This is a genomic window from Pseudoflavonifractor intestinihominis (genome assembly GCF_040096055.1).
GTDB lineage: Bacteria > Bacillota > Clostridia > Oscillospirales > Oscillospiraceae > Pseudoflavonifractor > Pseudoflavonifractor intestinihominis.
In genome coordinates, this window is the sequence record NZ_JBBMFK010000039.1 from 1 (window position 1) to 24,373 (window position 24,373).

The following is a 24,373-nucleotide window of genomic DNA, read 5'->3' on the forward strand; positions in this document are numbered from 1 at the left end:
CAGTTTAGCAAATCCTTCGGTTAACGCACAGACTATATTTTCATTCTCAGCTGTGATGGCATTTCATGAGGCGTTGAAAATTACATACTTAGGATATGCCGATTCATCATCTCATACTGCATTGAGAGGATAGATTGGCAATGACTGAAACAAGCATTATCCCAAGTTATGATTTCGATAAACTCACCGGCTGGAGGCTGAACCTGCCCGACTATATCGAGCCGGGAACGCGGGTCCTGTGCCTGTATCGTGTCTCCACAGGCAAGCAGCTTTACCACACCGACGACAACGAGCCGGATATTCCCATGCAGCGGGTACGGTGCCGGGAATTTTGTGAGCGGATGGGCTGGACGCTGGTCTGTGAACTTCAGGAGGAAGGCATTTCCGGCCATAAGGTCAGAGCGGCACGGCGGGACAAGGTGCAGTTGATTAAAGAGTACACCAAGCAGGGCAAGTTTGATATTCTGCTGGTATTCATGTTTGACCGCATCGGGCGCATTTCTGATGAAACCCCGTTTGTCGTGGAATGGCTGATTGCAAACAATATCCGGGTCTGGAGCGCCTTAGAGGGCGAACAGCGCATTGAAACCCATACCGACCGCCTGACGAACTATGCCAGCCGTCATCTATCTTATGATCCATCGTGATTATCTCCAGTCGTAAAAATTGTACGTTCCATACGCTTGTCCGGTGCATCTGCCACATCCTGCGCATGGATGGCGTGGACTACTGCACCAGAACAGCAGAGTGTGATTGCCTCTCCGGGTTCTTGTGCAGTAATTGCAATGCTGATCTGCACAGGCTGACTACCCGTATTGCGATAACAGTAAGTGGGGTATGGCGTTTGGATATCAATCGTCCCGCAAGACAGCAGATAGGGCATATACTTGGGTGCTGCGCTGTACTCAGGCACATGCACATACCGCTCAATCGCATACGCAATTTCTGTCAGCCATCTGGTGTCGCGGTACTCCACGCACCCGCTCTTGCGGCCGTACCTTGCATGCCCAAGCAAAATGTCGATGGTGTCCAGAGAAAGCCCGCAGCGAAAAGCCCAGCGGGTGGCGCAATCCCGGCGCAGAATATATGCGGACAAATCTTCGCTGGCCAAGAGCCCATGTTCTCCGGCAGCCATAAGCGATGCGGCTGTATTGCTCAGGCAGCAATCGGAGACACCAAGTACCCGGAGCCGCTGCAAGATCCATGCGGACGCCCCCTTTGGATCCGTCACTTGCTGGGGCCACTGAGAATCAAAGACTGCCAGATAGCGCAGTACGCTCTGAACCATCACGTGCCCCCAGTGGGACAGAACAGTCGTGCGGTAGGCGTTCTCGCTCTTTAAAATTCTGCATCGTTTGCCATCCCGTGCCTGACACTGAACAAGAACCAAAGAGGTGGCGTGATGGCCTGCACAGTTCAGGAGACGCAGACTGTCACCCGTGACAGCGGCAGCCTCAGAGGTGCGCAGACCGGCATCATACATCATCAGCATCACCAGGACATAGCGGGGGTTTTCGTCGGATATAACCTTCTCCAGCATCTGAATCTGATGCCTGAGTTCTTCCGGATTGGCGCAGTCAGGAGAGGTCAGCGCCAGCCTGGCATCGTACAGCCTGCAGCAGTCAGTCAGGTACTCGGCCAGAGCCTCCCTAACATTCTGCGGTAATGCCTTGGCTTGCTCTCTCAGAACCGACAATCCATGGCCGTCCGGAACATTCAGCCGAATCTCCAATTCCGGCCGTCCGGGATACGCAAGCCGCATTGCGTTTAGCACCGCATCGCACCACAACATATTTTTTCGTACGGTTTTATCTATGCTGGACCTATCCCTGGCGTTGGCATTGCTCTGTACATCGTCTCGTACACGGTCATGTATGGCAACAGCAAGATTTTGGGGATCACATCCATCAGCTAGGGCAGCACAGATGTGAGGTATAGTGCGCTTAAAGGCCAATTTGGCGGAATGATTTGTGCCTGGGCGCCAATCTGGATGAACCGGATACCCGGCTTCGTGGAATTGCTGATACAGGCTTAGAAGCGTATCTGCCGCAATATTCTCTGAAAGAGCGGGGGCCTGTTGTTGGGGATACGCCTGGATATATGCATCTAATGCCCGTGCAATGACAAATGCTGTGGCACGCTCTATGTCCTGACGCTCGGAAGCTGAATTCAGCTTTTGGACCCGCTGTTTGGCACCGGGCAATCCTTTGCCTCTGCAATCAGAGGCGATTGCGGCAATACGGCATGTGCTCCCGTCTGCAGAGCGAGTTGTTCTGACTGTGACATAAATATCAGTATATGGGGTCTCGACCACTTTTTTATCCATTCCTTTTTTGGACAAGGGGTACCTCCTGATTTTGACCCATGCCGTACCTATGCGAAAGGCGCGGCTGGTGTGACGAGTGCTGCGCCCCCTGCTGGCTGCAGGGTATCGAGCACCCAAGGCGGATGGGTGAGCGAGTAGGTCGAGAATCATAGTGCGTGATAGAGAATACAGGCTCTCTGCTGCCGCTGGCTGCGGTATAGAGAATGATAGAGCATAGGCCTAGGGTGCTTCCTGGCCTCTGAATGAAAAAAGAGTATTTTGATGGCAATGATGCCGTCAAAATACTCTAAAATTGAGCCGATTGCAGATCGACTTAACCTATGTGGTTTAGTGGTAAACCCTATGACTTCCGTGCAGCAAGCATGACAGTCATATGGATTCCATTAGAGAGACGCTCCCCAGGGTAAGGGAAAAGAGAGACGTGGTGGGTTACCCACCAGCTAGCGGGCGTTCACCTAAGAGAGACTTTTATGGAAACAGAGTAGCATATTTGCACAGATTTGTCAACGACTTGTCTCGGTAAAAGTTATGGATATGTTTTTAAATCTAAAAAACAAACGAAATATGATGTTTAATTATTCTAATATCGGAACGATGAAACAAGGCTTGTAGTAATTGCGAATAAGGCCAAAAGTGCTCCCATCCCAGAATATTATTTACAACCTGCTATCTGGTATGCTTGTAAGAGTGGGAGTCGCCCAGGTCCGCACCCTCGATGGGAAACTCGTACATAATTATTCAGCTGCTTTCTTTCTGGATCAGACGCCAAGTAATTGACTGGGACTCAACCTGCCGACCTGCCATCCGCTCCAACAGCAGCTCAGCAGCTATGCTGCCCAACCGGTGGGCTTCATGGGCTAGGGAGGTAATGCGCACTGGGCATAGGTCACTGTAATAGCTGTTGTCAAAACTGACTACTGCAGTATCTGCGGGGACCCTGTGGCCACTGCCCAGAAGCATACGGATAATCCGATCTGCGATCTCGTCGTTATAGCAGATGACCGCGGTACAGTCCTTAAGATAGAACTGGATAAAGTGGTTGAGCAAGTCGTTATGGCCGTAGTCTAGCAGGTAGTGGCGCTCCTCTGTAGTGTACCACAGGACCCGATCGTCCGGGATAGGCAGCCCGGCATCCCGCATGGCTGCCAAATAGCCTAAGTACCGCTGGTGTCCCTGAATGTCGTCACTCTTAAAGATGCCGGCAATTTTTGTGTGACCGCGGGTGATGAGGTGACGTGCCAGTTGATACCCACCGCCAAAGTTGTCGTCAGATACACACACAGACCCCGGTAGTGCTTTATAGCTTCCGTGGATGAAGACTACCGGGATGCCGGCCAGATCCATCTTTTCATATAGGTCCAAATTAGGGTTAGGAAGAGCGGTTTTAGAGCCCTCCACGATCAGCCCACCTACTGGTTGGTGGAGCAGTCCCTGAAGGATATCTCGTTCAAGCGACACTTTATTCTGAGTGGAAAAGAGGAGCGTGGAGTAGTTTTTTTGACTGATTACTGCTTGGATGTCCTGCAGGACGGTGGGAAATATATAGTCGTTGACGTAGGAGGTCACAATGGCAATTCTATCACTTCCTCTGATCTGTGCCTGTTTGAGTATCCAGGACCCAGAACCCTGCCGCTTCTCGATAATACCTAATTCCACCAGCTTATCCAGTGCCTGCCGTACCGTCTGACGACTGACTGAGTAGAGCTGTGTTAGCTCCTGCTCGGTGGGTAACTTATTCAAAAAAGTTCCGTTAGAGATTTTCTCCTGAAGTTGAGCTGCCAGCAGAAGGTATTTATAGGCCATAAGTTTCTCCTCAAATGTAATATTTCAGGGGTTGGCTATATAAAAGAATACAACTTCTTTATTATAGCACTCAAAATGAAATTATCAATTTGCATTTTATGGTTTAATTATTTCAATTTTTTAATATTTTTTTAAATATATTAGTTCTATTTTTTACTTGTATGTAAAAAATAGAACTAATATATATTTGTATGTTTAAAAAATAAAAAAGTGTTATATTGGGATAAATTTGTGTTGTGCTACTTAATGTGCTTTGATAAAGTAATTTTAACAGGAGAACTTAAAAAATAAGGAAGAAATGGCTAGATAAGCAGTCTGGCCAGCTTTTCCAAAGAAGGTGAACAGATGCCCAAATTACCATTTAACTCCGACTGGTTTGTATCCCGCATGGGCGAGGAAGACAAGTCCATCGCTGTCACGCTCCCCCACGACGCCATGCTCTCCGAGCCGCGGACGGCGCAGTCCGCCGGCGGGACCAACACTGGCTGGTTTGAGGGCTATGACTACGTCTACCAGAAGGCCTTCAACGTCCCGGCGGAGTGGGCGGACCGGGCCATGTTTCTGGAGTTTGAGGGCGTATACCGGGATGCGGAGGTCTTTGTCAACGACAGCAAGGCCGCCTTTCAGCCCGGAGGCTACACCGGCTTTTTCGTGGCTCTGGACGGCCTGCTTCGAACAGACAGTGAGAATCATATCCGGGTCATCTCCCGCAACGCCGACCAGCCCAACTCCCGCTGGTACTCCGGCGCGGGTATCTACCGCCCGGTGTGGCTCCACGTTCTGCCCAAAGAGCACATCGCGCTTAACGGCCTGAAGATTCAAACCCTGCACCACGTTCGCCCCTCCGTCCGCGTAGCTCTCTCCCTGATCTGCCCCGGCACAGCTCAGGTCTCTATTCTGGACGGAGACCGGGAGCTGGCTCAGGCAGCATGCAAGTGCCATCCCGGCGGTACAGTGGACATCCCTCTCCCTGACGCGGAGTTGTGGAGTCCGGACACCCCCAAGTGCTACACCTGCCGTGTAGCGTTCGGAGAGGATGTCCGGGAGGAGACCTTCGGCATCCGCACCGTCGCCTGCGACAGCAAAAACGGCTTCTGCATCAACGGCGAGCGGGTCATCCTCCGGGGCGCCTGTGTCCACCACGACAACGGTATTCTGGGTGCAATTACGCTTCCGGACGCTGAGCTGCGGAAGGTGCGGTTGCTGAAGCAGGCGGGCTACAACGCCATCCGTTCCGCCCATAATCCCTGCTCCAAGGCTCTGCTGGACGCCTGCGACAGGCTGGGTATGCTGGTGCTGGATGAGTACGCCGACATGTGGTACATCCACAAGACCCGGTACGACTACGCCTCTCTCATGCCGGACAACTGGAAAAATGACCTGCGGGACCTGGTGGACAAGGATTTCAATCACCCCAGCGTGGTCATGTACTCCATCGGCAACGAGGTGTCCGAGACCGCTCAGAAGCGGGGCATCGAGCTGACCGGGCAGATGACCGAGTACCTGCACCAGCTGGACAGCCGCCCTGTGACCTGCGGCATCAATATCTTCTTCAACTTCCTGAGCTCTCTGGGACTGGGCGTATACAGCGACAAAAAGGCGGAAAAGAGCGCTCCTTCCGGCGGTACATCGGCCAAAAAGAAGGCGGTGGGCAGCGAGTTCTTCAACAACCTGGCAGGACTGTTTGGCTCTGAGTTCATGAAATTCGGCGCCACTCTCCATGGCAGCGACGTGAAGACCAGGGACGCCTTTGCCAAACTGGACGTTGCCGGATACAACTACGGGGAAAAGCGCTATGTGCGCGACCTGAAGAAGTACCCCGACCGTGTCATCCTGGGCAGCGAGACCTTCTGCGCGGATGCGGCCCGGTTCTGGGATCTGGCCAAGAAGCACCCTGCCCTTATCGGCGACTTTGTCTGGACCGGCATGGACTACCTGGGCGAGGTGGGCCTGGGGGCCATGGAGTACCGGGACTACGCCCCTGACTTTGACCACGGGCCTGGCTGGATTACCGCCAGCGCGGGCGTGCTGGACCTGACCGGTGCCTCCACCGGCCAGACCGCCTATACCCAGGTGGCCTTTGAGCTCTCTCCCATCCGCATCGGCGTGGTCCCCGCCGATCACGCCTTTGAGCCCCACTCTCCCTCCGCCTGGCGGATGAGCAATACCTATGAGAGCTGGGCCTGGAACGGCTGCGAAGGAAAAGAAACCAGGGTAGAGGTGTACGCGCGAGGCGCTAAAGTTGCCCTTTTCCTTAACGGCAAACCCATGGGGGAGAAAAAACCGGACCGGGACAGCAGGGCGGTCTTTCGGGTTACCTGGCAGCCGGGTGAGCTGACCGCCGTGGTCTACGGCGCCGACGGCGCCGAAGTGGGGCGCACCAGCCTGTCCAGCGCCGGAGAGGAGACCCGCCTTGCCGCAGAGCCGGAGGAGCCCCGGGTATCCGCTGAAGGACTGTGCTATGTCCGGCTGCGCTACACCGATGAAAACGGCCTGCTCAAGCCGCTGGCCCGTGGAGATATCCGGGTGGCGGTGGAGGGCGGAAGGCTACTGGCTCTGGGCAGCGCCTGCCCCTACAACGAGCGGGGCTACCTCACCGACACCACCGATACTTACTACGGCCAGGCGCTGGCCATTGTCAAACCCAAGGGCCCCGGGGAGCTTGTGCTCCGGGCCGAGAGTCCCTACGGCAGCGCCCAGGTCCATATTTCCTGCCGAGAGGAGGGCGCCAGGTGAGCGGAAGCGTAAAAAGGCTGGGCCAGTCCGGCCCCATCCGCAAGCTGGTGGAGCTGTGGCGGAGCCATCCCCAAATTGCCCAGTTTATTACTTATTTCCTGGTGGGCAACCTGGCCACTCTGGTGCAGGTGGTGCTCATTCCGGTGCTCCAGCCCGTCTTTGGAGCCACCGGGCTGGTAGACGTGAATCTGCACCTGTTCGGGCCCATCGGGGACCCGGCGGCTGTCACCACGGTGACGGTGGCGGGTGAGACAATTACCGGCCTGAACCCCTACTATGTATTCAACTTCACTGCCGGGCCGGTGAATACTCTGGTACACACAACACTCAACGGTATCACCGGCGACTATCTTGCACACGGCGGCCTGGCCTACTTCCTGGCCACCTTTATCCCCCTGATTCTCTCCCAGGTGGTGAGCTTCTTCATGCAGCGGAAGGTCACCTTCAAGTCCGACGGCAACGTGGCCTGGCAGGCTATGTGGTATTTCCTGGCCTTCTGCGTCATTACCGTGGGAGCAAATGCCCTGTACGGCGTATATCAGCCCTGGCTTTACAGCACCATCGGCGAGGGCCTCGGCGGCCTGGTGGCCGCTTTCCTCCAGTGCTGCATCGCCTTCTGGGTATTCTTCCCCATTATGAAAATCATTTTTCCCGAAAGCAAATCCCAGAGCTGACCGGCAGTGGTCAGCACAAAGGAGCCATTTTCTATGGAACAGGAGACAACTGCTCAGACCGTACTCGACGGCAGAACGGCCCTCGGCATTGAATTGGGTTCCACCCGTATCAAAGCGATTCTCATCGGCCCGGACCACGCCCCGCTGGCGTCGGGCGCATACAGCTGGGAGAGCCGGCTGGAGGACGGACTGTGGACCTACCATCTGGACGACGTATGGCGGGGCATTCAAACGGCCTACGCTGAGATGGCCGCCCAGGTCAAAGAACGGTACGGCGTCCCGCTGAGCCGCCCGGGGGCACTGGGCGTATCCGCCATGATGCACGGATACCTGCCCTTTGACAGAGAGGGCCGCCAGCTGGCCGCCTTCCGTACCTGGCGCAACACCAACACCGCCCAGGCGGCGGAGGAGCTGACCGACTGTCTGGGTTTCAACATTCCCCAGCGGTGGAGTGCCGCCCACCTGTACCAGGCGGTGCTCAACGGCGAGTCCCATGTGGGACAGCTGGATTTTCTCACCACCCTGGCGGGCTATGTCCACTGGCAGCTCACCGGAGAGAAGGTCCTGGGGGTGGGGGACGCCTCCGGCATGTTCCCCATCGACCCGGAAACAGGGGATTACCACCAGGACATGCTGGACCGGTTTGACGGCCTGCTCCGGGCCCACGGCCACAGCTTCACGCTGGGGAAGGTGCTGCCCAAGGTGCTCCCGGCAGGTGCTGCCGCAGGCAGCCTGACCGCCGGCGGAGCCAGGCTGCTGGACCCCACCGGAGCGCTGGAGCCCGGTGTCCCACTCTGCCCGCCTGAAGGAGACGCGGGGACCGGTATGGTGGCCACCAACAGCGTGGCCCCCAGGACGGGCAATGTGTCCGCAGGCACCTCGGTATTTGCCATGGCAGTGCTGGAGCGGCCGCTGTCCAGGGTATACCCGGAAATTGATATGGTAGCCACTCCGGCGGGAGCCCCGGCAGCCATGGTCCACTGCAACACCTGCACTCCCGACCTGGACGCCTGGGTCCATGTGATGGGTGAGGCGGCGGCTGCCGCCGGTGCTGAGCTGGATACCACGGCGCTCTATACCCTGCTCTACCGCGAGGCCCTGGAGGGTGAACCGGACTGCGGCGGCCTGATTGCCTGCAACTACTATTCCGGCGAGCCGGTGACCGGCCTGTCTGGCGGACGCCCCCTGCTGGTGCGCCGCCCGGACAGCCGTCTGACCCTGGCCAACCTGATGCGTGCCCACCTGTACGCCGCCATGGCCACCCTGAAGCTGGGCATGGACATTCTCACCGGCCCGGAGCAGGTGGCCCTGGACCGGCTTACCGGCCACGGCGGCCTTTTCAAGGTGGAGGGCGTGGCCCAGCGTCTGATGGCCTCCGCGCTGGACGTGCCGGTAGCGGTGATGGACACGGCGGGGGAGGGAGGACCCTGGGGCATGGCACTGCTGGCCGCCTACGCGGTAAACAGAGCACCCGGTGAGTCCCTGACGGACTATCTGTCCCGGCGGGTGTTCTCCAATGTCCGTGAAAACTGCCTGTCGCCCAACCCCAAGGACCGGGCAGGCTTTGCCGCCTTCCTGGACGGGTACCGTGCCGCGCTGGCGGTGGAACGGACCGCTGTAAACGCATTATAAAAGGAGTCAATTGCCATGAGCATGCATGATTATGAATTCTGGTTCGTGGTGGGAAGTCAGTTCCTCTACGGCGAGGAGGTGCTGGAGACAGTTGCCGCCCGGGCAGCCGAGATGGCCGCCGCCCTCAACGCCTCCGGCAGCCTGCCCTGCCCGCTGATCTATAAGGTCACAGCCAAGACCTGCGGCGAGATCACCGACCTGGTGCGGGAGGCCAACCACGACCCCCGCTGTGCCGGTATTGTGGCCTGGTGCCACACCTTCAGCCCCTCCAAGATGTGGATCAACGGGCTGGCCGACCTGCGCAAGCCCTACTGCCACCTGGCTACCCAGTACAACCGGGATATTCCCAATGAAGAGATCGATATGGACTTTATGAACCTGAACCAGGCCGCCCATGGGGACCGGGAGCACGGTTTTCTGGGCGCCCGGCTCCGCCTGCCCCGGAAGGTCATCGCCGGCTACTGGCAGGACGAGGCCGTCCAGCGCCGCCTGGGGGACTGGATGCGCGCCGCCGTGGGCGTGGCCTTCTCCCGCTCACTGAAGGTGATGCGTTTCGGCGACAACATGCGTGAGGTAGCCGTCACCGAGGGCGACAAGGTGGAGGCCCAGATCAAGCTGGGCTGGCAGGTGAACACCTGGCCGGTTGGCCAGCTGGTGGAGGCCATGGAGGCCGTCGCGGAAGAACAGATTGATGCTCTGGTAGAGGAGTACCGGCAGAATTATGACCTGAACCCCGATGACCTGGAGACAATCCGCTATCAGGCCCGTGAGGAGCTGGCCATGAAGGCTATGCTGGACGGTGAGGGCTGCATGGCCTTCGCTAACACCTTCCAGGACCTGTACGGCATGCGCCAGCTGCCCGGCCTGGCCACCCAGCACCTGATGGCACAGGGCTACGGGTACGGCGGCGAGGGAGACTGGAAGGTGGCGGCCATGACTGCCATTCTGAAGGCCATGAGCGAGGGACAGACCGGCGGCACCGCCTTTATGGAGGACTACACCTACCATCTGGAGCCGGGCAACCAGTACAGCCTGGGTGCCCATATGCTGGAGGTATGTCCCTCGGTGGCGGCGGAACGGCCCCGCATTGAGGTCCATCCTTTGGGCATCGGCGACCGGGAAGCTCCTGCGCGGCTGGTGTTTGAGGGCCACGAGGGAGAGGCCATTGTAGTCAGTCTGGTGGACATGGGCGGCCGTTTCCGGCTCATCTGCCAGGATATCCGCTGCGTCAAGCCCATCTTCCCCATGCCCAACCTGCCGGTGGCCCGGGTGATGTGGCAGCCTCTCCCCGACCTGACCACCGGCGTGGAGTGCTGGATCACCGCAGGCGGCGCCCACCATACGGTCCTCAGCTACGACGTTACCGCCGAACAGATGAGGGACTGGGCACGGATGATGGACATTGAGTTTGTCCACATCACTGAGGACACCACGCTGGAGAAGCTGGAGCACGACCTCTTCCTCTCCGACCTGGCCTGGAAGCTGAGAGGGCGGTGAGCAGCATGCTGGAAGAACTGCGGCAGGCCGTATGGGCGGCCAATCTGGAGCTGCCACGCCGTGGCCTGGTGACCTATACCTGGGGCAATGTGTCCGGTATCGACCGGGACCGGGGCCTGGTGGTCATCAAGCCCTCGGGCGTGGATTATGACGCTCTGAAGCCGGAGGACCTGGTTGTGGTGGACCTGGACGGAAACCGGGTGGAGGGAGACCTGAACCCTTCCAGCGATACCGCCACCCACCTGATTCTCTACAAGGCATTCCCCACTTTAGGTGGTGTAGTTCATACCCACAGTCCCAACGCCGTGGCCTGGGCCCAGGCGGGGGAGGATATTCCATGCTACGGCACCACCCACGCCGACTATTTCTATGGCCCCATCCCCTGCACCCGATGCTTGACCCAGGCTGAGATTGATGGGGATTACGAGGAGAACACAGGCCGGGTGATTGTGGAGACCTTCCAGAAGCGGAACATCAATCCCGCTCACATCCCTGGAGTCATATGCGCCGGACACGGTCCCTTTACCTGGGGAAACAGCCCGGCACAGGCGGTATATCACAGCGTGGTGCTGGAGGAGGTGGCCCACATGGCCACCCTTACCCGGCAAGTGCGCCCTTCCGCGCATGCGGCACCTCAGGCCATGCTGGATAAGCATTTTCTCCGCAAACACGGTCCCAATGCCTACTATGGCCAGAGATAACGGCTATACATAAAAAAATAAGGCCAGCGTCCGGTAACGATCTGCCGGACGCTGGCTTTTTGTATAAAGAAAACCACGTTCATATTCTGGCAGAGATTCTACCGAAGGTGTCTGTGTCTGGATTTATGAGATACCTGAAGGGGAAGAGCGGTGCGATGCTGTATGAACAATGTGGAGAACTGAAGTATAAATACCGGAGCAGAGAATTTTGGTGCCGGGGCTATTATGTGGATACGGCAGGGAAAAATGCGGAACGGATTGCAGAGTATATCAAGTATCAGTTAGCAGAAGACAGATTTTGGAAGTGAATTCCTGGTAATCCGTACAAGCGCGGTTTTGTACCATTACTGTATACGAGTTTTGAGTTGATTCAATTAACGGGCAAATGAAAAAATACAATTGGAATATAATTACATTCTGCTTGTAAACTGCACAAGAGATGGACTTGTGGGTTATCTGCAGGTTATGCGGTTTGGAGGCAAGCTTGTGCGAATGTGGTTCCCAGATTTTTGTGAATTCTTATAATTATAAGGGATGAAGTGAGCGCTATTTTTATACAAGGGGATGGTAGAATGAATATCAAACTGCTCACTAGGACATGCAGCCTGCTGCTGTGCGGGGTACTTCTGCTCCCGCTGCTGGCGAGTTGCACCGGAGGGAGAGCCGATGTGACGTCTACAGCGAGCCCTGATGCGGCAAATGAGGTCGCTCCCGACCAGGGAACGCCGGACCGCTCTGACCTGATGTATCTGGACGCCATTGATGAGTATAAGAAGACGGACTGGACAGCGCAGTGGATCTGGACTGAGGGCTGTTCAGAGGACAGCTATGTGGCCTTCCGAAAGACCTTTTCTCTGGAAAAAGCTGTGGAGTCTGCCACTGCCTATATTTCCGCAGTGGACAAGTATGTGCTCTGGGTCAACGGGGAGATGGTGGTTTTGGATGGGTCCGTGAAGCGGGGACCCACTCCTTATGACAGCTATTATGACACGGTGGAGATTCCCAATCTCCGGCAAGGGGAGAATGTCATCGCCCTGCTAGTAGCCTTTAACGGCCGCTCTGGAGACGGCTCCATCGTGCCTATCATCACTGACGAGGAAGGGGACGAATACCCTCAGGCGGGACTAATCTTTGAGATGGAGGTGGACGGGACGGTCATCGCAACCGACCAGACCTGGAAAGCAGCCAGGCATACTGCTTACAAAAACAGGGTTACCGCCGGCGCGGACTATCCCAACTATACTCAGTCCTCCATGCTGGCGGAACGGAACGTCTATTTTGATGCCCGGGAGGATTTGGGGGAGTTCTACGCGCCGGACTACGACGACAGTACCTGGGAGAACGCATCTCTCATCTCAAAAGCCGGGGATCTGCCCTTCGGCGGCCTGTACTCCGCTATGATCGTACCTCCCGCCTTCGGTGAGATAGAGGACTTTGCCAACGCCGCCGATTATGTGGGCAAGACCCTGGACGAGGACACGATCCTGGTGCTGGACCTGCCGGGAAACATCCAGTTCACCGCCTGCTTTGCCCTGGAGGCCCCGGCGGGGAAAAAGGTGACGTTTTACACTGACACCTATACAGACCGGCAGGGACTTGCGAACTTTAAGGATACCTATATCACGGCTGAGGGGGAGCGGTACTATGAAAACTACCCCTGGCGCAGCGGCAGCAAGCTCATCATCGAGGCAGAGGCAGGTGTGACCTTCACCCGCCTGGGCTACCGGAGGAGTGGGTTCAACGGCACGTGGGCCGGCTCTTTCTCCTCTTCCAACGACGACCTGGACCAGCTGTGGCAGGAGGCTCTCAACACCATCACCATCTGCATGCGGGATACCTACATGGACTGCCCGGAACGGGAGCGGGGCCCCTACATGGGAGACGCGTCCAATGAGATCGACGCCGCCCTTTACAGCTATGATCAGGCGGGGCTGGACCTGACCAAAAAGGCGATCCTGGCCTGCGTGGCGTGGACCACGCAAAGCGGGGCCATCCCCAGCCGTGCGCCCAGCGTCAAACCCCAGGAGATTCCTAACCAGAGTCTGATCTTTATGACCAGCGCCTACCACTACTGGCTCCACTCCGGAGACACGGAAACCATGACCGCTTACTGCAAGGCGTTTTTGAACTACCTTCAGCTCTTTGAGATGAAGGACGGCCTGCCAGTCTACCGGGACGGATCCTGGACGTGGGACGACTGGGGCGAGTGCATCGACCGGGAGCTGCTCCAGGCCGGAGTTTACTACTACGCCATGAATGTCACCCGCCAGCTGGCGGAGGAACTGGGCATCACGGAGGGCGTGGAGTTCCTTACAGAGCGGATGGATGCCATGAAGGCGGCCTATCACGATGCCTATTATACGCAAGCGGGTTTCCGGAGCCCAGAGAGCAGTTATATCGACGAGCGGGCCAACGCCATGCTGGCGCTGTCAGGCTTGGCGGAGGAGCGCGATTACGAGCTCATAACCCAGGTTATCATGAGCACCTATGAGGCCAGCCCGTTCATGGAGAAGTATGTGCTTGAGGCACTGTGCATTATGGGCAGGACCGACCTGGCGCTTCAGCGGATGCTGGAGCGGTACGACCCCATGCTCCACGACGAATATGACACCCTGTGGGAGCAGTTCAACGACGATACGGGCACGGTCAACCACGGCTGGACCGCCGCGCCGCTGTACATCCTGTCCAAGTATGTGGCGGGCATCCGTGCCACAGAGGCCGGCTTTGAACGCTATGAGATTGCCCCCTCCGGCGACCTGGATCACTTTACCTGTTCTGTCTGGACGCCCAAGGGAGAGCTGAAGGCCAGCCTGGAGACCGCAGATGGGGCCCGTGTACTCACCGTGACGGCCATTGATGCCAAGGGTACTGTGGTTATCCCGGAGCAGATGGGCAGCAGCATTACGGTGACCGGGGGAGACGCCGCTGTGGATGGGAACCGGGTGACCTTCTCCCAGACGGGACAGTACGTCATCACGGTCCGGTGAAAGGAGAACGAACTTTATGAAGAAATGGATGCTGCCGCTGCTGGCGGGCCTGATGCTGCTGCTCGCCGCCTGCGGAGAAACCCGGGACGCCCAGCCCACCGCCGCCGGCGATGCACAGCCCGCCGACGGGGAGAAGGAGGTCTGGCAGCTGAGCATCGTCCAGCCGCCGGAGAGGCTGGACTACGAAGAGGGAGAGACCTTTGACCCCACAGGGGTTGTCATTCAGGCACAGCTGCGCGATGGCAGTGTGCTGGAGGACGTCCCCTATGAGGGCATCATTGTGGACGATCCCCTGACCCGCACCAGCCTGTACGCCAAATTCGTGTACGGCGGAAAGACAGCGGAGCAGAAGATCAACGTCACCCTCATCGGCAACCGGGATGAATATTCCGTCGCCAACACAGAAGAGCTGGCGGACAGCGCCCTGCGGGGAAAGACGATCTACTGGCTGGGTTCCTCGGTCACGGTCGGGGCCAGCGCGGGAGGGGAATCCATGTCCGACTTCATAGCAAAGAAGTACGGCGCGGTGTGCATCAAGGAGGCGGTGTCCGGGACGACCCTGGCCGATGTGAACGGGGAGAGCTATGTGGAGCGGCTGGACGCTTATCTGGCCTCACCGGACCGGGCGGAGCAGGTCGACGCCTTTGTCTGCCAGCTGTCCACCAATGACAAGGGCTTTCCGGACCACTTCGGGACGGTGACCGGGGACGATGTGCGCGACGCCTCCGCATTTGACCGGACGACCACCTTCGGAGCCATGGAGTATATCATCGCCACAGTCCGGGAGACCTGGGATTGCCCCATTTACTTCTACACGAATCCTCCCATGGGGGATGAGAACTACGGGACCATGGTGGACGCCCTGGAACAGATTGCTGCCAAGTGGGACGTGGGGATCATCGACCTATATCGGGATGAGGCGTTTAACGACCTGACCGACGAGGAGCGGGACCTCTATATGTCCGACAGCATCCATCCGACAAAGGCGGGCTACCGGGAGTGGTGGCTGCCCAAATTTGAGGAGGCCCTGCTGGAAGCCGCAGGGTAAAAAGAGAGCCGCTCGGCTATGGCCGGGCGGCTCTTTCTGACCTGCAGGAGGTGCGGCTGTTAAAGGGAAAACGCACCTTGAGGAAAAACATGTTATCCAGAATGTGAATATCCAGAGCGCCCCCATACTGTTCGGCGATGTACCGGATGCTCTTGGTGCCGAACCCGTGGTGGGAGCGGTCCTCCTTGCCTGTAACGGGCAAGCCGCCGGCGAGCTGCAGCTCGCCGCTGAAATAGTTGGACTCTTCAATTTCCAGCCCCTGGGAAGTCTCCCGGCAGATGAGGGAAATAATCTTGTCTTCCGGAGAGGAGAGCTGCTTGACGGCCTCAATGGCATTGTCAATGATGTTTCCGAAGAGCGTATAGGTCTGGACGGGGGTGAGAAAGGTCAGCTTTGTGCCGTCGGCCAGGCAGGAAAAGGTGATGCCGTTTTTTTGACAGGTCATGGCCTTCTCACACAGGACCACGTCCAGAACCTCATTGCCGGTCTTGATATTGGCGTCGTAGAACTGGATAGCCTCCCGCAGGGAGCTGATCTCCTCTGAGGTGAGCTTGCCCTCGATTTTGTCCAGAATGTGCTTGAGGTCGTGGCACTTCATATTGATGACATCCATATTGTCCCGAATGGACTCAAACTGGATCTTGTCCTGCCTCCACAGGTGGTGCAGCACCTCCAGCTGCTGGTCCTTTTCGCTCAGAGAGAGCAGGCCGGAGCAGATGAAGAGAACAGCCAGGCCAAACGCGACGCAGAACACCTTGACCACGATGTTGAGCACCCAGCTCTCCTGCTCATAGACCCGGGAGACGCAGATGAGGACATTGATCGTGAGCACGGTAAAGACCGATATCCCGCCCACGCCCCAGGAGACATACCGGCCGTGGGAGAGGTGGTTCTTAGGCCGGAAGAGAAAGGAGAGCAAAAGATACATCCCCAGATGGAATACGAAGAACAAAAGCCAATCCCAGTTCGTCATCCCTCCTGAGCCGGCGTGAAAAAAAGAGATGGTCTCCTTGTCGTTGATGCCGAGCAGGTTTTGGATGAGGGGGTAGAGCTTGCCGGTCAGCTGGTAGGTCGCCATGCCGCAGCAGAAGGTCAGCAGCAGGTCGGAGAGCTCATCCTTCCAGCAGAAGAGCAGAGCACCGAAATTGAGCAGCGTGACGGCGAGGTAGCACAGCACCCGGACCAAAAGGGTCTCCACCTCAGTGTAGAGAATGGACAGCAGGTAGCACAGCGCCATCCCCTCCAGCAGGGCAATGAGGACGCGGGGGAGAAAAAACTCACGCCGGGTCAGACCAGGGGTGAAAAAGACGATACAGACGGCGCACTGCAAAAAGGTGAAGAGGAGACTGAAGAACTGAAAAGTATATGTGCCAAGCGCAGTAGAGAGGACGGACAAGATAACAGTCATGTTACAACCTCTCCATGAATTGACTGAATGCTTCCACAAACGCCTTGCGCTTTGGGTGGCTGATCTGCAGTTCCTCCCCCTCCACGAACACACTCATTCCGTCGATTCTGGAGACGTGCTCCAGATTGACCAGAAGAAAATTGTTGCACCGGGCAAAAGAGCGGGAGGAGAGGGATGCCTCCGCGTTTTTGAGGGCCTGATAACGGCGGTACTCTCCACTGGCAGTGTGGTACACGCAGTAATGACCCTTGACCTCCACATAAAAAATATCGCTGGGGGCAAGCCGGACAAAGCTGTTCTCGGTTTTGATGAACACGTCCGGCGAGACGGCCTCCGGCCGTTCCACTTTTCCCAGCAGGCGGGTAAATTTCAAAGCAAACTCCGGGTAGTTCACCGGCTTGACAATAAAGTCGGCGGCATCCACGTCATAGCCCTGAATGGCGTACTGTCGCATGGTGGTGACAAAGACCAGGACGACTTTTTGGTCCCGCTCCCGGAGAAACCGGGCGGCGTCCATCCCGTCCAGCATGGGCATTTTAATGTCCATAAAGATCATCTGATAGCCCTGGGTGTATTTCTCCAAAAAGGTCACAGCGTCATAGAAAACAGATACGGACACCACGAGCTGGTGCTCTGCGGCATAGCGCTTGATGTGCGTCTCCAAGAGTGCGGCCTGCTCCCGGTCGTCTTCTACGATGGCGATTCCGAGCATGGCTGTTCCTCCTTCCTATCTGTTCCCTCCTAGATAATATAGCAATATAGACAAGGAAAGTCAAGGAAGGGGAGATGGAAATGGTAAGGTTGTGCGGTATGAAAAGAAGGTTGTGCTGTATCCATTGAAAACTATGTTGAGAATGAATAAATTGTGAACTGAAAACCGGGATGCCCGGGAAAAGAAAAGGAGGATACCAATTATGAAAAAGTATGCCAAAAAACTGACGGCGCTGGCTCTTGCAGCTCTGATGGTCCTGAGCCTTGCCGCCTGCGGCGGCAACGGCGGCGGTAGCGGCGGAGGGAAGGTCACCGGCATCTACCTCAGCCCGGCCCAGCTCGGCTATTCAAACATGCGCCCCCAGTACAACTACTACCTGACCACCTTTGACCAGCAGGAGATCACCCTGATGGATGATAACACCTACTGCCTGATCCTCTCCAGTGCCTGCTTCTCCGCCCTGGAGCTGGCCGAGAGCACCAACGACGCCAAGGGCAACGAGCGTACCAATTACATCACCAAGTTCTACGGCACCTATACCTCCCAGGTCAACGACCTGGACGAGGATCTGCTGGACGTGACGCTCTCCACCCCCACCCGCGTGGTGAGCAGCTACGATCAGACCTACTGGCTGGACACCGACAACTGGAATGATGATATGGGCAAGGCCGTGATTCCTGCTCAGATTGATCCCAGCACAGGCGCCGCGGTCGCCGATCCTAATGCCACGCCCTGGACTGCCGAGCAGTACCTGGAGAGCGTTGCCTATCCTGAGACTACGGTGCAGCTCAACACCAAGACTGCGTCCTTTGATTTCACGCCTGGCTTCCTCGTCCAGGGTTAATCCTGGGTATTGAGGAGGAAGGCTTGGCATGAAAAAGAAAAATCTCTGGCGGGGTCTCTGCGCCACCATGGTACTGGTGTTTTCCCTGACCATGTTTGGCCAGAGCCTGGCCTTCACCCGCGAGGGTGACATCAACCTCTTCCTGGGCACCACGCCGCCCACCATTCAGGCCACCGACGACACTACTTATTACAAGTCGGATTACGCCACTATGGAGGAGATGCGCGCGGACCAGAAGGACTATCTCATCCAGAGCCAGATCGAGGGCAGCGTGCTGCTGCGCAACGAAAACAATGCCCTGCCCCTGGCCGCCGGCGCCAGCGTGACTCTGTTCGGCTACGCTGCGGCTACTCCGGTATACCACGGCGGCTCTGGCGGTCCTCCCAATACCGGTATTAACCTCTTTGACGCGTTGAAAGAGGAGGGCGCCCAGGTCAACCAGACGGTTTACGACGCCATCGTGGCTGCCGGCGGCAACCGGACCAAGACCGGCCTGATCGGCGAGATCCCGGCCAGTGCCTATGCCGGAACGGAAAGCTCCTTCAGCAGCTACGGCGATGCGGCCATCTATGTCATGAGCCGTTTCGGAGGCGAAGAGGGCGACCTGAACCATGGCCTTCAGGGCGACTGGCAGGAGGGCCCGGTTGGCGTGCCCGAGCTGAGCCTCCATCAGGAGGAGATTGACACGCTCAACATGATCCGGGATTCCGGTGCCTTCGACAAGATTATCGTGGTGATTAACTCCGGCTATGCCATGGACCTGGGCTGGCTGGGCGACTATGGTGTGGATGCCTGCCTGTGGGTTGGCTATCCGGGCAACTACGGCATGACCGGCGTGGCCCAGGCCCTTCTGGGCCAGGCCGACCCCTCCGGCCGCAACGTGATCACCTACGCCACCGACTCTCTCAGCTCCGCCGCCATGCAGAACGCTGGCGACTTCACCTTTGACAACCTGACCGGCCTGTATAAGAACAAGTACCTGGTGTACGCCGAGGGCATCTATGTGGGCTATAAGTACTATGAGACCCGCTATCAGGATCAGGTGCTTGGGATCAACAATGCCGCCGGCGCCAAGGGTGTCTATGCCAGCGAGAACGGCAGCTGGGACTATGCCGACGAGATGGTCTTTACGTTCGGTGCAGGCATATCCTATGCCGACTTTACCCAGGAGTTGCTGAGTGTGAACTGGGATAAGTCCTCTCACACCGTCACGGCGGAGGTAAAGGTCACGAACAACGGATCGCCTACTTACAGCGGCGTGAGCAAGGATGTGGTCCAGCTCTATGTCCAGCTGCCCTGGGAGACCGGACAGGCCGAAAAGAGCGCTATCCAGCTGGTGGACTTCGCCAAGACCGGCGACCTGGCCGCAGGCGAGAGCGAGACAGTGACCCTGGAGTTTTCCGATTACATCTTTGCCACCTACGACCAGAATGCGGTCAACGGCGCGGACAGCACCAAGACCGGCTGTTACGTCTTTGACGCAGGCGACTATTACTTCGCCATCGGCGACGACGCTCATGACGCCCTGAACAACGTCCTGGCGGCCCGGGGCGTGACCGGTATGTTCGACGCCGAAGGCAATCCGGTGGACGGTGATGCGGCAAAGGCGTGCAAAGACACCTTGGACAGTCTGGACAACACCACCTATGCCGTCTCTCCCTATACCGGCGTGGTGGTCTCCAATCTGTTTGAGGACCGGGATATCAACTACTTCATCCCCGGCACGGTGACCTATATGACCCGCGCGGACTGGAATACCTTCCCCGACACGGTGGTTACGCTGACCGCCACGCCGGAGATCCAGGACCTGATGGAGAACTTCCAGTACGAAAAGCCGGCGGATGCCCCCGATATCTCCACCTATAACTACAACCAGGATAACGGCATCTCCTTCATCGAAATGAAGGACGTGCCCTTCGACGACCCCAAGTGGGAGCAGTTCATCGATCAGCTCAGCGCCACCGAGCTGGCCCAGATTACCGGCGACAAGATGAGCATGGATGCCATCCCCGCGGTGAACTTCCCGGCCTATTCCGGCGGCGACGGTCCGGACGGCCATCAGGGCGGCACCCTTTTCAATGCGGAGATGCTCTGCGCCTCCACCTTCAGCAAAGAGATGCTGCGGCTGCGGGGCTACTACCTCGGTGAGGAGAGCTACTGGATAGGCTTCCGTCAGATCTACGCCCCTGGTGGGAACATTCACCGTACCCCCTACTCCGGTCGTAACTTCGAGTACTACTCCGAAGATGCAATCCTCAGCTACATCTGCGGTGAGATCCAGACCAAGGCGATGGCGGAGAAGGGCGTGGCGGGAATGTTCAAGCACTTCTGCGGCAATGATCAGGAGACCAACCGCCACGGCGTGGCCACCTTTATGACCGAGCAGACCTACCGCGAGGTGTGCTTGAAGGGATTTGAGGGCGGCCTGCAGAAGGATCACAGCCTGGGCACCATGACTGCCTACAACCGCATCGGCTGTGTGCCTACCGCCAGCGACTATGCCACCATGACCACCGTCCTGCGGGAGGAGTGGGGCTTCACCGGCATCAATATGACCGACTCGTCCAAGGACTCCGCTAGCTACATGGGCACCGCCGATGCTATCCAGGCCGGCACCACCCAATTCAACAACGACCCCGGCCGCGTGCCCGAAGTGTCGAACCTGCTGGTCAAGGACCGGGATGGCCTTATCTGGGGTAAGGTCCGAGAGCTGGCCAAGTACTATTTCTACACCATGAGCCGCACCAACCTGGTGAACGGCTTGAGCGAGGAAGTTGCAGTGGAGAACTTCACCCCCTGGTGGAAGCCCGCAATGATCGGGCTGAATGCGGCTTTGGGCGTCCTGGCCGCAGGCACTGCTGTGCTGTATATCCTCTCTGAGGTGAAGTCCAGAAAGGGGGGCAAGTGAGATGTCCCTGTTCAAAAATGCAAAGGCGGGCCTCTGGCTGAGCATGGCCGCGGCTGTTCTTGCTCTCGTGGGCGCTGTGGTATATGTGGCCGTCTATATGGCCACTGCCGCAGAAGAGGTGGACCGGGTGTTTTCCTGGCTCACCTTCGGCCTGATGATTGGGGGCGCTGTGATCACCGCGGGTGGTGAGTTTCTCCGCCTGCCCTTCACCCCTATTCTGAGTGGAGCCTGCTTCTCCGTCGCATTGGCCAATCACCTGGTCGAGACCGCTTATCCCCTGGCCGATGTGCTGACTGGGGTGCCATTTTTTGGCGGCGACCCTGTGCTGGCGATTATTTTCTCAGTGGTTTTCGGTGTGGTGGCACTGCTCAACGTAATCTCTGCCTTCATGGCCCACCACAGTTGAGCCATTACTTATGTCCGCAGCCCGGTCGGATGCCGGGAGGCAATAAAAAAGTTTGGAGGAAAACATGATGAAACGGAATAAGTTCCTTGCTCTGGGCCTTGCTCTGGTCATGGCCCTGACCTTGGCGGCCTGCGGCAATGATGCCGCTGACTCGACGCCTTCTCCCTCCGCCACAGCCGGGGAGGAAAACAATACCGAGTCCAAGACTTATCAGTTTACTGGAAAATATGAGGAGGATAGCGCCAATGCCTCCATGCTCAACGCAGCCTTCCTGCTGAACCTGAACGAGGATGGCACTGCTGTGGCTGACCGCTATATGTTCGACAACTACGACGACTCCGATGCCGCTACCAACCCCACCTACACCGCCAGCTATATGTCCGGCACCTGGAAAGAGGCCGAGCGGGACGGCGTGGCCTGCCTGCAGATCAAGCTGGCCTATGTGGATGAGGCAGGCAATGAGTCTAATAGTCAGACCGCCTATGCCTATGATGTGGCCGGTGTGTACTCCTTTGATATGACTTTCCCCGTGGTGCCCGGCATGTCCTATACCCGTACTGCGACCATGGAGGGCACTGAGGGCAAGACCTATGAGGATGCCAACGCCTTTATCCAGGCATTCAAGGCGGAGTTTGTGGCCCCGGAGAACGTGGCGGCTCTGACCGATGAGGCGAATGGCGGCACTGCCTACCTGCAGCCCGACGGCACCCTGCTGCTCTATGCCGGTTACAACAATGTGGCTCAGGGGACCTGGAACGTGGAGAACGGCGTTCTGACTGTCACGATCAACGATGCGGCAGTCAATGTAACTGCCGACGGCAATAAGGCCACCTTCTCCTATGACTATTCCATGGCTGAGGGGTACAGCACTACCTATACCTTTGTCTGCGAAGATGTCACTGCGCTCTCTGCCCCTGCGGCGGGTGCAACTGGTTCCGAGGGCGGCGAGGCTGAGGCCGAGGGCATTGCCTCCTATGATGCCGGCGGCCTGGTGCTGGTGCTCCTGGATGACACCAATATGAAGGTCGAGTTCCCGGAGTATGGTATGGAGCGCGACGGATTTACTTATGTGCTGGATGGAAACACCCTGACAGTCACCGCCCCGGGTGAGGACGTACTGGGTGCCTTCGGTCAGATCTGGTCCGCCATGGGCGGCGAGACCTGGACTATCGACGGCAACACCGCCACCAAGGCAGGCTAAGCGTGGTCGCTAATCCCTGAAAGATTTTAACAGCGAAGAGGGAGCTCCGGGCAAACAGACCTGTCCGGAGCTCCTTGTTCAGAAAGGAAGTTTTCCATGAAGCGAAAGAAAGGCAGTAAGCTGTGGGCGGTGATGACCGCGATCACAGCTGCTCTTCTTGTGGTCTGCATCATTGCTATTCCCGTGACATCAGCTTTTGCCACGGCGATCAACGTGGCATTGAACGCTAAGACCCAGGAAATTGTACCTGACCCCAACGCAACCATTTACTTTTGGAGCGATTACGAGAGCGAAGAGGACCTGGTGGCCTACGAGAAGGAACTGTGCGAGCAGATCGAGGAGGAGGGAGCTGCTCTCCTGGTGAACCGGGACAATACTCTGCCTCTGGCCGAGGGCACGAAGTTCACCCCCTTTTCTCAGTCCAGCTTCAATCTGCTGTACGGCGGTACCGGTTCCGGCCAGGTTTCCGCCAATGACGCGGTATCTCTCAAGGCCGCCCTGGACAGGGCGTTCGGCGAGGACTCCGTCAACCCTGACCAGTGGAAGTTCTATGCCACCTGCGGCTATCAGCGGGTGAATGCCGACACCACCGGCGGCAATCAGACTCAGTACCGGATCAACGAGGTGCCCTGGAGCGAGTACTCCGATGCCCTCCAGGCCACTTGGTCCAACTACGGCGATGTGGCTCTTGTGGTGCTGGCCCGCTCCGGCGGCGAGGGTGCCGACCTGCCCAGCGGACTGCCCGAGCTGGAGCCCTATATGACCGACGGCGACTACCTCCGGCTGTGCAAGGAAGAGGTGGAGATGTTTGAGAATCTGGAGGCCTTGAAGGAGCAGGGCGTGTTCAAGAAGATCGTGGTGCTCCTCAACTCCTCCAACAGTCTCCAGTTGGACTTTGTGGACGACTACGGCATTGACGCAGTGCTGTGGATCGGCGACGTGGGCATGACCGGCATCAATGGCGTGGCCGATATCCTGGCCGGCAACGTCAACCCCTCCGGCCGGCTTGTGGACACCTTCCTGCGGGACAACCACTCCTCGCCGGCCATGCAGAACTTCGGCGCCTACGCCTATACCAATGCCGCGGAATATGACACTGCTACTGCCCAGAACAACACCGATCCCGGCGTCGCCAAGTGCAACCAGGACTACGTGGTGTACCAGGAGGGCATCTACGTGGGCTACCGGTACTATGAGACCCGGTATGAGGACTATGTTCTCGGCCAGGGCAACGCCGGAGAGTATGACTACAATGCGGACGTGGCGTTTCCCTTCGGCTACGGCCTGAGCTATACCACCTTTGAGTACTCCAACTTCACGGTGGAGGACCAGGGGGACACCTTCCTGGTGGGCGTGGACGTGACCAACACCGGGGCGGTGGACGGCAAGCACACGGTGCAGATCTACTTCCAAAGCCCGTACACCCAGTACGACAAGGACAACGGGGTGGAGAAGGCCTCGGTGGAGCTGTGCGGCTTTGACAAGAAGGA

Annotated in this window: 17 protein-coding genes and 1 pseudogene; 14 read left to right on the plus strand and 4 right to left on the minus strand. The window is 57.6% G+C overall.

Features of this window, described 5'->3' with window-relative positions; all coding sequences use genetic code 11:
• Window positions 1-140 precede the first annotated feature (140 nt).
• Window positions 141-647 (plus strand): recombinase family protein, encoded by a 507-nt coding sequence (locus WMO64_RS16070; RefSeq protein WP_349232633.1) that lies wholly within the window; start codon window positions 141-143, stop codon window positions 645-647.
• On the opposite strand, the gene WMO64_RS16075 is transcribed toward WMO64_RS16070, so the two are convergent.
• Entirely contained in the window at window positions 632-2,341 is a 1,710-nt protein-coding gene (locus tag WMO64_RS16075; protein ID WP_349232634.1) for a hypothetical protein, read from the minus strand. The genes WMO64_RS16070 and WMO64_RS16075 overlap by 16 nt on opposite strands.
• A 723-nt stretch (window positions 2,342-3,064) precedes the next feature.
• The gene (locus WMO64_RS16080; protein WP_006574213.1) at window positions 3,065-4,129 is read right to left on the minus strand and encodes a GntR family transcriptional regulator; all 1,065 of its coding nucleotides are present in this window, start codon (window positions 4,127-4,129) and stop codon (window positions 3,065-3,067) included.
• 345 nt (window positions 4,130-4,474) lie between these two features.
• Between WMO64_RS16080 and WMO64_RS16085 the strand changes: the two genes are divergently transcribed.
• The 8 genes and pseudogenes from WMO64_RS16085 to WMO64_RS16120 all read left to right on the plus strand — a co-directional run bounded on the left by WMO64_RS16085 (window position 4,475) and on the right by WMO64_RS16120 (window position 15,404).
• Window positions 4,475-6,865, plus strand: a complete 2,391-nt coding sequence (locus tag WMO64_RS16085; protein WP_349232635.1) for a glycoside hydrolase family 2 TIM barrel-domain containing protein — start codon at window positions 4,475-4,477, stop codon at window positions 6,863-6,865.
• Window positions 6,862-7,539, plus strand: a complete 678-nt coding sequence (locus tag WMO64_RS16090; RefSeq protein WP_349232636.1) for a GtrA family protein — start codon at window positions 6,862-6,864, stop codon at window positions 7,537-7,539. The genes WMO64_RS16085 and WMO64_RS16090 overlap by 4 nt, the downstream gene beginning before the upstream one ends.
• Before the next feature lie 33 nt (window positions 7,540-7,572).
• Window positions 7,573-9,171 (plus strand): xylulokinase, encoded by a 1,599-nt coding sequence (locus tag WMO64_RS16095; protein ID WP_349232637.1) that lies wholly within the window; start codon window positions 7,573-7,575, stop codon window positions 9,169-9,171.
• Window positions 9,172-9,186: 15 nt separating this feature from the next.
• Window positions 9,187-10,668, plus strand: a complete 1,482-nt coding sequence (gene araA, locus WMO64_RS16100; protein WP_349232638.1) for an L-arabinose isomerase — start codon at window positions 9,187-9,189, stop codon at window positions 10,666-10,668.
• Window positions 10,669-10,673: 5 nt separating this feature from the next.
• The gene (locus WMO64_RS16105; protein ID WP_349232639.1) at window positions 10,674-11,369 is read left to right on the plus strand and encodes an L-ribulose-5-phosphate 4-epimerase; all 696 of its coding nucleotides are present in this window, start codon (window positions 10,674-10,676) and stop codon (window positions 11,367-11,369) included.
• Window positions 11,370-11,440: 71 nt separating this feature from the next.
• Window positions 11,441-11,677: pseudogene (gene tnpA / locus WMO64_RS16110) on the plus strand (IS200/IS605 family transposase); the annotation flags it as partial.
• Between the two features lie 360 nt (window positions 11,678-12,037).
• A complete protein-coding gene (locus WMO64_RS16115) occupies window positions 12,038-14,356 on the plus strand; it encodes an alpha-L-rhamnosidase-related protein (protein WP_349232640.1) in 2,319 nt (772 codons plus the stop codon).
• A 16-nt stretch (window positions 14,357-14,372) separates the two neighbouring features.
• Window positions 14,373-15,404, plus strand: a complete 1,032-nt coding sequence (locus tag WMO64_RS16120; protein ID WP_349232641.1) for an SGNH/GDSL hydrolase family protein — start codon at window positions 14,373-14,375, stop codon at window positions 15,402-15,404.
• A gap of 16 nt (window positions 15,405-15,420) precedes the next feature.
• On the opposite strand, the gene WMO64_RS16125 is transcribed toward WMO64_RS16120, so the two are convergent.
• A complete protein-coding gene (locus WMO64_RS16125; RefSeq protein WP_349232642.1) occupies window positions 15,421-16,812 on the minus strand; it encodes an ATP-binding protein in 1,392 nt (463 codons plus the stop codon).
• A gap of 1 nt (window position 16,813) precedes the next feature.
• A complete protein-coding gene (locus WMO64_RS16130) occupies window positions 16,814-17,524 on the minus strand; it encodes a LytR/AlgR family response regulator transcription factor (RefSeq protein WP_006574223.1) in 711 nt (236 codons plus the stop codon).
• Window positions 17,525-17,726: 202 nt separating this feature from the next.
• Between WMO64_RS16130 and WMO64_RS16135 the strand changes: the two genes are divergently transcribed.
• The 5 genes from WMO64_RS16135 to WMO64_RS16155 all read left to right on the plus strand — a co-directional run.
• Complete coding sequence (locus tag WMO64_RS16135) at window positions 17,727-18,368, plus strand: surface glycoprotein (RefSeq protein ID WP_349232643.1); 642 nt, start codon at window positions 17,727-17,729, stop codon at window positions 18,366-18,368.
• A 28-nt stretch (window positions 18,369-18,396) separates the two neighbouring features.
• The gene (locus WMO64_RS16140) at window positions 18,397-21,276 is read left to right on the plus strand and encodes a glycoside hydrolase family 3 protein (RefSeq protein WP_349232644.1); all 2,880 of its coding nucleotides are present in this window, start codon (window positions 18,397-18,399) and stop codon (window positions 21,274-21,276) included.
• A 1-nt stretch (window position 21,277) separates the two neighbouring features.
• The gene (locus tag WMO64_RS16145; RefSeq protein WP_006574226.1) at window positions 21,278-21,682 is read left to right on the plus strand and encodes a hypothetical protein; all 405 of its coding nucleotides are present in this window, start codon (window positions 21,278-21,280) and stop codon (window positions 21,680-21,682) included.
• Between the two features lie 64 nt (window positions 21,683-21,746).
• On the plus strand, window positions 21,747-22,883 hold the full coding sequence (locus WMO64_RS16150) for a hypothetical protein (RefSeq protein WP_320853759.1): 1,137 nt from the start codon (window positions 21,747-21,749) through the stop codon (window positions 22,881-22,883).
• 96 nt (window positions 22,884-22,979) lie between these two features.
• Window positions 22,980-24,373, plus strand: a 1,394-nt coding sequence (locus WMO64_RS16155; RefSeq protein ID WP_349232645.1) for a glycoside hydrolase family 3 protein, incomplete at its 3' end; no start/stop codon positions are given.